At 57.4% G+C, this 9619-nt stretch carries 8 protein-coding genes and 3 pseudogenes; 4 read left to right on the forward strand and 7 right to left on the reverse strand.

Features of this window, described 5'->3' with window-relative positions; all coding sequences use genetic code 11:
* Positions 1-59 precede the first annotated feature (59 nt).
* From OKC40_RS20920 to OKC40_RS20935, 4 genes are all read right to left on the reverse strand, one after another.
* A complete protein-coding gene (locus tag OKC40_RS20920) occupies positions 60-845 on the reverse strand; it encodes a restriction endonuclease subunit S (protein WP_270796853.1) in 786 nt (261 codons plus the stop codon).
* The gene (locus OKC40_RS20925; RefSeq protein ID WP_113995997.1) at positions 845-3292 is read right to left on the reverse strand and encodes a type I restriction-modification system subunit M; all 2448 of its coding nucleotides are present in this window, start codon (positions 3290-3292) and stop codon (positions 845-847) included. Before OKC40_RS20925 ends, OKC40_RS20920 begins: the two co-directional genes overlap by 1 nt.
* 186 nt (positions 3293-3478) lie before the next feature.
* The gene (locus OKC40_RS20930) at positions 3479-3925 is read right to left on the reverse strand and encodes a hypothetical protein (protein ID WP_043852095.1); all 447 of its coding nucleotides are present in this window, start codon (positions 3923-3925) and stop codon (positions 3479-3481) included.
* Between the two features lie 146 nt (positions 3926-4071).
* The gene (locus OKC40_RS20935; RefSeq protein WP_021138010.1) at positions 4072-4260 is read right to left on the reverse strand and encodes a DUF3283 family protein; all 189 of its coding nucleotides are present in this window, start codon (positions 4258-4260) and stop codon (positions 4072-4074) included.
* Positions 4261-4376: 116 nt separating this feature from the next.
* Here OKC40_RS20935 and umuD point away from each other — a divergent pair, with 116 nt between their 5' ends.
* From umuD to OKC40_RS23010, 3 genes and pseudogenes are all read left to right on the forward strand, one after another.
* On the forward strand, positions 4377-4820 hold the full coding sequence (umuD, locus tag OKC40_RS20940) for a translesion error-prone DNA polymerase V autoproteolytic subunit (RefSeq protein WP_024945037.1): 444 nt from the start codon (positions 4377-4379) through the stop codon (positions 4818-4820).
* Positions 4801-5529: pseudogene (locus tag OKC40_RS20945) on the forward strand (Y-family DNA polymerase); the annotation flags it as partial. The gene umuD and the pseudogene OKC40_RS20945, both read left to right, overlap by 20 nt.
* Positions 5530-5563: 34 nt before the next feature.
* Positions 5564-5806, forward strand: a complete 243-nt coding sequence (locus tag OKC40_RS23010; protein ID WP_231557019.1) for a hypothetical protein — start codon at positions 5564-5566, stop codon at positions 5804-5806.
* A gap of 115 nt (positions 5807-5921) precedes the next feature.
* Here the strand turns inward: OKC40_RS23010 and OKC40_RS20950 are convergent, their stop codons facing one another.
* The 3 genes and pseudogenes from OKC40_RS20950 to OKC40_RS20960 all read right to left on the reverse strand — a co-directional run.
* Positions 5922-7397, reverse strand: coding sequence for a HAMP domain-containing methyl-accepting chemotaxis protein (locus OKC40_RS20950; RefSeq protein ID WP_024945039.1), 1476 nt, complete (start codon positions 7395-7397; stop codon positions 5922-5924).
* 634 nt (positions 7398-8031) lie between these two features.
* A pseudogene (locus tag OKC40_RS20955) lies at positions 8032-8283 on the reverse strand (Tn3 family transposase); the annotation flags it as partial.
* Positions 8284-8652, reverse strand: a pseudogene (locus tag OKC40_RS20960) (recombinase family protein); the annotation flags it as partial.
* Between the two features lie 308 nt (positions 8653-8960).
* Here OKC40_RS20960 and OKC40_RS20965 point away from each other — a divergent pair.
* Positions 8961-9619, forward strand: a 659-nt coding sequence (locus OKC40_RS20965) for a PAS domain-containing protein (protein ID WP_139496984.1), incomplete at its 3' end; no start/stop codon positions are given.

Consider the following 9619-nt stretch of genomic DNA (forward strand, 5'->3'; position numbering starts at 1 on the left):
CAGGCCTATAAGTATTTGTTTTGTAGGCAAAAAACTATTTTTAATTTTTAACAAAATGTTCACGATCTCGCCCTGCAAATATCCCCTAGTGGAATAACCTCCCAATCCTCCGGAATATCTCCCAGTTCGCTGGGCTTGTAGCCTTTTTTAGTACCATCGGGGCGCAGGGCGAAGGCGGGCAGGCGGGTGCGGCCGGTCAGCAGTTGCTGCATGGTGCCGCTCTTGATGGCCTGCTTCTTGGCGATCAGCTGCTCCAGCGCATCGATTAGCGCATCGCTATCCGACAGCACATTGGCAATGATTTTCTGCTCTATTTCTAACGTTGGCTTACGAATGATTATACGTTCTAGCTGTGACGAACTGATATTAGGCTGTGCACCTTGTTCCAGCATATTACTCAATGCGCTCTTGTACAAATCGGATCCAACAACATGTTGAATGTATTTCATATCTGCATTGCCATAAAGAACAAACTTACCAACGCGCTGGTTTAAATAGGCGACCTCATTTTTATTGTAGACACCAACTTTTCCAGTAGTAGCACCAGACATGGCAATCAGAGCATCACCATCATGTACTTCAAATTGCTTTGGGATTTTTTCGCCAACCGCATAATAAACAACTTCATTTACATCCAAGAATCCAGACTGAATGTTACTTATTCGTAAAATAGGAACGCCTGTTTTTTTAAATTTTTCACTCTTGAAGGCAAAGCCACCCTGTACTTTACATATCCCGCCTAAAGGAATTGCCTCCCAGTCCTCCAGAATAGCCCCCACTTCGGTCTGCTGATAGCCTGCCGGGATCGCCTTGCCTGCTGCCTCTTGCATCATCTGCTCTGCCATTATGCCCACTCCAGCCCCATGCTCTTAAGATGCGCGGCCACCTTGGCCTCCAGAGCGGCGACCTGCTGGGTCAGTTGCGGCAGGGTGGCGCTGTAGCGCTCCTCCAACTCCTTGACGCGGTTAGCCAGCTGCTGGGTGATGCGCTCAATCTCCGCCTCGATGGCGGCTTGCAAGCTGGCGCGCCACTTATCCTCCACCAGCAGTTGCTTGATCTCACTCTCTGTCAGCTTGGGGTAACGGGCAACCACGGCCCGATCCAGCGCCTCTTGCGCTTCTTTTACCGCCTTTTTAGCCTGACTTTCGGCTTCGAACCGCTTGATGGCGGTTTTTAGCGCCGCCTTTTCCTCGGCATCGCTGGCCTGCTTGAGCCGCGCCTTGAGGCTGGCGGCGTTGATCTTGCCCGCGTCGTTGGCGGCGTCACTCAGCAGCCCCTCCTCGCCGCCCTGCTCTTCCAGATAGCTTTCCAAGGATTGGCTTGCCTCATCCGCGGTGGCCTGCAGGGCATCAATAGCGGCCTGCTCATTGCTAAAGAAACGGGCCACCAGCAGCGCCGGTGGCAGCAGCTCGGCCTTGTATTTGGCGCGGCCAAGCACCAGATCCGGCGTCTCTTTAAGCTTTTCGCCCTTGTCGACTTTAAGCTCGCGCAGCACCTTGCCCGCCGCCCAGCCATCCTGGCAGAGCACATACACATCGTCCTGCATCACGGCATGCCAGTAGTCCAGCAGCAGTTGGTAGATATCGTAGTTATCCAGCAGCGGCAGCGGCGCATAGGCGGCGAGCAGCGATTCGCTGATCTCCTCGATCAAGGCCTTGGGCGATTCGCCCGGCTTTATCTCCGGCAGATGGCACTCGGTAAACCAGCGTGAGAAGGGTTCGAGTGAAGCAGATGCAAAACGGACAAATTCGGGGTGCGCCAGTATGGTGCCCTTGACCTTGGCGGCCTCCACCAGACCATGGCTATAGCCAGCATGGGCCGGAGCAAACAGATCGGCCCGCAGGGTCGGGAACACCTGCCAGTAAGCGCCCAGGGCATCGATATCCCGATTGGGAATGCCGCCTTTAAGGTGGGCGGCCAGATCGTGCAGATCTTCGGCCTCGCTGGCATCGATATAGCGCGGAATATTCAGGTTGTAGTCGTTGGCGGCGATCTCCGACAGCGGCACGGCGCGGCTGTAACGGGGGATCATCTGCTCGCGGGTAAAGGTATCGACGATCTTGTGGATGTCCTGCTCGCGCAGCCGGTTCTTGTTGCCATCTTTGATAAAGCCTTTGCTGGCATCGATCATAAACAGGCTCTGGCTGGTATAGCCGTTGGCCTGGATGGCGCGCTGAGGGGCCGTCTCTTTGTCGATGACGATGATGCAGGCCGGAATACCGGTGCCGTAGAAGAGGTTGGCAGGCAGGCCGATAATGCCCTTGATAAAGCCTTGTTTGAGCAGATTCTCGCGGATGCGCGCCTCGGCATTGCCACGAAACAGCACGCCGTGAGGCAGGATCACCGCCCCCTTGCCGCGGCTGTTGAGGCTCTTGATGATGTGCAGCAAGAAGGCGTAATCGCCATTTTTCTCCGGCGGTACGCCCCAGACAAAGCGGCCAAACTCATCGTGCTCGGCATCCAGGCCGCTGGTCCAGTTCTTGTTGGAAAAGGGCGGGTTGGCGACGGCAAAGTCGAAGCACTTGAGCTGGTTGTTGCCCTCCTTCCACTGGGGCGCGGCCAGGGTATTGCCCTTCCAGATCTTGGCGGTCGGGTTGTCGTGCAGGATCATGTTCATGCGCGCCAGGGCGCTGGTGGCGTTATCCATCTCCTGACCGTAGATGGTGAGCCCCTTGGGGCCCGCCTCGTCACTGGCCTTGAGCAGCAGAGAGCCGGAGCCGCAGGTGGGGTCGTAGACGGTGGCATCTTGCGGCGTCTGGCGACTGATGCCGATCACCTTGGCCAGAATGCGCGACACCTCGGCCGGGGTATAGAACTGCCCCTTGGACTTGCCTGATTCGGTGGCGAAGTGGCGCATCAGGTATTCGTAGGCATCACCTAGCAGATCATCTCCCTCGGTGCGGTTGGCGGAGAGATCCAGCCCCTCGAAGATGCCAATCAGCTTGGTCAGGCGGTCGATCATCTCCTTGCCCTTGCCCAGCTTGTCCTCATCGTTGAAGTCGGCGATGTCGATCACGCCCTTGAGATCATTGGCTCCGGCCAGCGCCGAGATGGTGAGGTTGATCGCCTCGCCGATATTCTTGTCGCCCTTGAGCGCCACCATATCCTCGAAGCTCGCCCCTTGCGGCACCTCAATCATGGCGTAGGGATTGCCCTTGGCCTTGTCGGAAACGTACTTCACAAACAGCAGGGTCAGCACATAGTCCTTGTACTGGGAGGCGTCCATGCCGCCGCGCAGTTCATCGCAACTGGCCCACAGGGAGGAGTAGAGTTCGTTTTTCTTGATAGCCATGGAAAGGGTTCCAATAAGAGTCAGTTTGCGCCAAGGGCGCATGGAAAACGAAAAGAGGCGATTGTTTGCACCCATACGGGTGAGCACGCCAGAGATTGCCAACGAGTTTACCCACTTGACCCTGTGGCAACCATGGTGGATATCACATCAGTGACGGATAGGCAGATCGTTTGCTGCAAAACGCCATCATTTGCCTTCCAGCAAGGCCGGCGGTGTGCTCTCGCCACGGCATTTGAGTTGCCCCAGCGCGTTGGTTCGACAGACGGTGCCATCAGATGCACGCAACTGACCAAGTGCATCTTCACGCCATGTCACCCGTTCACCGGTTTTGGCATTGCTGCCGCGAATATTGCCCAGCGCGTCTTGCCGATAGGTAGTGCCATCGCTCCTCTTAAGATTGCCGAGCGCGTCCTTACGCCAGGTCGTTCCGGTTCCCGAGTCTTTGATGTTGCCAAGCGCATCCTCACGTAAGGTGCCCTGCTTGCCATCGTCACATTGATAGCGGGTATGGCCCAATGCATCTTTTCGATAGGTGCAGTCGGCTGCAAACACGACTTGCGGCGTTAGGCTCAGCAGCAGTGCGGCCAGCGACCACTGGCGTGTCGCTAACCAAAAGCCGGGTTGGTGACTCATTGCATCTCTCCTCTGACGTGAACTCGATTGACTATACCGGGCCAGCCGCTCAGCCTCGATACTGAGGTTTTTAACATGTCGTGTTTTCAGGCGGATGCGTGATGGCAAGACGTCCACTGAGGCGCGTTCAGTCCAGCTTGAGATAATTAACCTCGTTTGTATTTACCCACTTGCTCAAGAAAGTAGCTGCCCAGCTCACCCTTATGCTGGCTTGCTTCGCTTTCTGCGCTGGCCAAGTGACCGTTGCGCTCTTTCCATACGGCATATGCGGCAGCCTTCTCGACCTCGACCCGTTCTTGCTGCTCTTTCGGTAGGGCACACAGATTGTGACTCATACTGATCTCTTTGTTATTTGTTGGCGCCATGGTACGCCATCAGTGGCATGCGGGACTTGCGCTGGTTCAAAGGTGGCGCGCTATAATGCCTGTATATAAACACAGGCGTTATTACCATGAAGCTGTTAACCCCAGACCCATCACCCGCCGAGGTGACCATCCCGCTGTTCTTGCACCGCGCCTCTTGTGGCTTTCCCAGCCCAGCCAGCGACTATCTGGAAGGGAAGTTGGACCTCAACACCCACTGCGTGCCGCACCCTGCAGCAACCTTCTATCTGCGTGCCGAGGGGGAGAGCATGACCGGGGTCGGCATCTTTCCCGGTGACTTGCTGGTGGTCGATAAGAGCCTCACCCCTCGCCATGGTGATGTGGTGATTGCACTACTCGATGGCGGCTTCACGGTAAAGACCTTGCAGCTCAAGCCGAGGTTGCGGCTGCTGCCAGCCAATCCGGCGTTCGCGCCTATCGACCCTTGTATGAGTCTCTCCCTGGAGTTGTTCGGAGTGGTCACCCATGTGATTGGCAATCTGAGGCAGCGTGATGGCTATAGCGCTCGTTGATGTAAACAACTTCTACGCCAGCTGTGAGCGGCTGTTTCGCCCTGAGCTGCGTGGCCGCCCGATCGTGGTGCTCTCCAACAATGATGGATGCGTGGTGTCGCGCAGCCCCAAGGCCAAGGCGATGGGCATCAAGATGGCCGGGCCCTACTTCAAGATCCGCGAGCAGTTCGAGGCGCATGGCGGTGTGGCGTTCAGCTCCAACTACGCGCTCTATGGCGATATGTCTGGCCGAGTGATGAGCACGTTAGAGACCATGGCCCCCGAGCTGGAGGTCTACTCCATCGATGAAGCATTCCTGTCACTGTCGGAGTCGTTTGCCGGGAACCTGACAGCCTATGGGCAACAGATCCGGCAGCGAGTGTGGCAGTGGACCGGCCTAACGGTAGGGGTTGGGATCGGCCCCACCAAGACCCTCGCCAAGCTGGCCAACTATGCAGCCAAGAAGTGGCCTGCCACGGGCGGCGTTGTGGACTTGCGTGACGAGCTGCGCCGTGCCCGGCTGATGGCTATCACCCCGGTGAATGAGGTGTGGGGCATAGGACGGCGCTTGGGCGCTAAGTTGGTGGCACAAGGCATCAACACCGTGGCTGACCTGGTGGCTAGCGATGCCAAAGGGTTACGCGCCCAATACGGCGTGGTGGTCGAGCGGATCGTACAGGAGCTGCGTGGCCTGCCTTGCGCAGAGCTGACCGTTGAACCGGCTGCTGAAGCGGTTACGCGAACACAAGGACGAATTATTGCTGGTGCTGAAGCGGCCGGAGGTGCCGTTGCACACCAATGGTAGCGAGCGGGACATCCGGGGTCATGTGAAGAAGCGAAAGGTGAGCGGAAGCACCCGCAGCGAGGAAGGGAGACGTTGCCGGGATACATTTATGAGTCTGAAAAATACCTGCAGAAAGTTGGGTATGTCGTTCTGGAAATATCTGCAGGAGAGGATAAATGGTGGTCCATTTGTGCCGCTAGCTGAACTGATCAACCAGCGGTAAAAGGAGCCCATCGCCACGACTTAATGAGAAGTTACTTGATTATTTTGTATCTATTTGATTTCATTGGGTTTCCCGCCACCGAATGGCGGCAGGAACTGGATACAGCACACCACGCTTACAACTGGAACTGGGCAACCCGTCCCTGCAGCTGTTCGGCTAACTGGCTCAGGGAGAGGCAGGCGGAGGCCGTCTGCTCGGCGCCACTGGCCACCTCGTTGGCCGCCTCATGGATCACCGCTATGTTGCGGTTCAGATCCTCGGTCACCGAGTTCTGCTCCTCGGTGGCGGTGGCAATCTGGGTGTTCATGTCCGAGATCAGCGCCACCGATTCGGTGACCTTGTGGATTATGGAGCCCACATCCGAGGTACTGTTCACCGTGGTGTCCATCAACTGACGGCTATGATCCATATTCTCCACCGTCTCGCGGGCCCGGCTCTGCAGCAGATCTATGATGCGGTTGATCTCGCTGGTAGAGTCCTGGGTTCGCTTGGCCAGGGTGCGCACCTCGTCGGCCACCACGGCAAAACCCCGACCATGCTCACCGGCCCGTGCCGCCTCGATGGCGGCATTGAGCGCCAGCAGGTTGGTCTGATCGGCGATGGAGCGGATCACCTCCAGCGCCACACCGATGCTCTGGCTATCCTGCTGCAGATGATCCACCACCTGCCCGGCCTGCTCCAGCTTCTGCGCCACCACACCGGTATCCTTGATGGCCAACTGCACGGCATGCAACCCCGCCGAGGAGTCCCCCGCCGCCGTACTGGCCGAGTTGGCCGCCTCGTTGCAGTTGCGCGACACCTCCTGCACCGTGGATTGCAACTCGTTGATGGCGGCGGCAAACTGATCGATCTCTTGGAGCTGCTGGGCAACCCCCTGAGAGGATTGGGTAGCGATGGCATTGACCTCCTCCACCGACGTTCCCAATTGGTGAACGGCAGCGGCCACATCGGCAATCAGGGTCCGCAGATTGGTGTGCATGCTGCCAAAGGCCGAGGCCAGCTGGCCCAGTTCGTCGCGAGCAAAGCAGCGCGGATCCAGCGTGCCGCTCAAATCGCCTCTGGAGAGCCGATTGGCCTGCTCCACCAGGTGCGCCAGCGGCTTTCTGATCTGGCCGGAGAGCCAGTAGGCCAGCCCAAACACCAGCAACACCGCCGCCAGTAGCGAACCGACGATCCAGCGCTTGGCCTGTTTATTGGCACGGTTAAACTGGGCCTCCATGGCACTAGCCTGCTGCTGGTTCAGGTCCATCAGCTTGCCAACCAGGGAGGTAAGCCCATAGTAGAGCGCAACGGATGCCACCGACTTCTGGGCCGCCACCTCGGTCTGCCCTTCTCGCTTCAGGCTCATGATCTCCTGGTGCAGGGGCAGATAAGCCTGCCACTTGTTGCGCAACTCCTCGAACAGCGTCCGCTGCTCCGGGGTGCGCAAATCACTCTCATAATCCGCCAGGCTCTGCTGCACCCGGGTCACCGTCTCGGCCACCAACTGCTCCTCCTGAGGTAGATTGGCCCCATTGCCCAGCAACATGAAGCGCAGCTCCAAGCGCCGGACATCATCCAGGTTTTGCTTGAGTGCCGCACTATCGAGCATTTCCGGTATGATTTGGGTACTGATGATATGAAACTTCTCTTCGGCACCGCTTAGGAAGGATGTGAACTAGAACACTAGGCAAACCGCTGGCCATCCCCGGCCCCGGCCCGGCGGCGAACCTCCCAGGCGAAACACCAGCCCCCCGGCGCTCAATGTCGCACCAAGGCATTGAGGGGTGACCGGCGACTCCCGCACCAGGCAAACCGCTGGCCATCCCCGGCACCGGCCCGGCGGCGAACCCCCCAGGCGAAACACCAGGCCCCCGGCGCTCGATTGTCGCACCAAGACATTGAGGGGTGACCGGCGACTCCCGCACCAGGCAAACCGCTGGCCATCCCCGGCACCGGCCCGGCGGCGACCCCCCCAGGCGAAACACCAGGCCCCCGGCGCTCGATGTCGCACCACGACATTGAGGGGTGACCGGCGACTCCCGCACCAGGCAAACCGCTGGCCATCCCCGGCACCGGCCCGGCGGCGAACCTTCCAGGCTAAAAGAACAAGGGTGGGGAAACACGGAACCGCTTGCTCAGTGCTTCAATGTGTTGCTTAATTCAGCTTCTTCCCGTCTGCGGCGTTCAAGAGCTTGCTGACATTCGATTTAGGGGAGCCCGCAGAATTCGGAAAAAATCGTACGCTAAGGTTTTCCGGGCATCAGTAAGGGCCGAAACTTCCCGTCTTCCAGTCTGCGGCTCTGCCGCCAGACGTAATCGCCGGTTAGGTTGATGTGCTCCCAGCCCAGCGGCGACAGGAATTGCAGCAGCTCGCCGTCCACCGGCTTGCCGGCCTCGACCAACCCCTGGGTGGCGCGCTCCAGGTACACCGTGTTCCACAGCACGATAGCCGCCGTCACCAGGTTGAGGCCGCTGGCCCGGTAGCGCTGCTGCTCACGGATCAGCGCACGCTCGAACTCGGCGAAGGCCCCCATCACCGACAGCATCAGGTTGGCCATCGGCGAGTCCTCGCCGGTGAATACCAGCCCCTCCTTCAAGAACTCGATGCGTACGCCGCGCTGGGTCAGCTTCTGTACAAGGCGGCGCAGGTCGTCGAGGTTGCGGGCCAGACGATCCATGCTGTGCACCACCACGGTGTCGCCCTCGCGGACGAAGCTCAGTAGCGCTTCGAGCTGGGGGCGCTGGGTGTCCTTGCCCGAGGCTTTGTCGGTGAACACCTTGCTCACCTGGGTCTGTTCCAGCTGGCGTTCCGGGTTCTGGTCGAAGCTGCTGACCCGGACGTAGCCGATGCGGTGCCCCTGCACGATGTCTCCTTGGTTGAAGGCGGCTTAAGTGCTCCTTCTGTTCCGTTGTGCCTCAAACCCCGTTTCTGTCAGGCTGAAATCTACGACCTTCGCGGGCATGTGTCAAAAAATGCGAAAGATGACTCTATTCTGACGAAGCGGCGCGGCCCTGCCTGACATCAAGTTAGGGTATAGCCTAGATTGACATGCGCGATGCAACCCTTAACTTGCTGCACCTATCGTTTCCATGCTAGCTTTATCGTAACGCTCAAGAAATTGGGCTTAATGCCGAAAACAATAAAATAAAACAGCCAACCCTTGAGGTTCTTATGCGCCAGAATTTACCAGTGACGGGTCGAAACTTAGAACTCCCAAAAGATGCCAATATTCTTTCGACTACCTCCCCTCAAAGCCATATCACGTACGTTAATCCTGACTTCATTAAAATCAGTGGTTTCACTGAGGAAGAACTATTAGGCCAGCCTCACAACATCGTAAGACACCCAGATATGCCGCCTGCTGCATTTGAGCATATGTGGAGTACATTAAAATCTGGCCGCTCATGGATGGGGCTAGTAAAAAATCGCTGTAAAAATGGCGACCACTATTGGGTAAGTGCTTATGTAACGCCAATAGCTAAGAATGGTTCGATTGTTGAATACCAGTCTGTAAGGACCAAGCCTGAACCTGAGCAGGTTTTGGCTGCGGAAAAATTATATGCTCAATTGAGAAGCGGGAAGGCCGCGAGGCCGAAATTGGCTGCTAGCTTTTCCGTGAAAATACTCTTGCTCATATGGGGTAGTATTATATCAAGCGCAATGGCTGCCGGCATGCTTACTGATACATCAATAAGCAGCTTATTGTTAGCCACTTTAATGTCAGGAAGCTTAAGCTCTGTTAGTGTTTTGGCTATTCTCTCTCCTCTTGGAAGACTGGTTGAAAGAGCCAGGAATATTTCCAATAACCCATTAAGTCAATCCCTCTACAC

This window comes from Aeromonas sp. QDB11 (genome assembly GCF_027705265.1).
In the GTDB taxonomy this organism is placed as follows: domain Bacteria; phylum Pseudomonadota; class Gammaproteobacteria; order Enterobacterales; family Aeromonadaceae; genus Aeromonas; species Aeromonas allosaccharophila.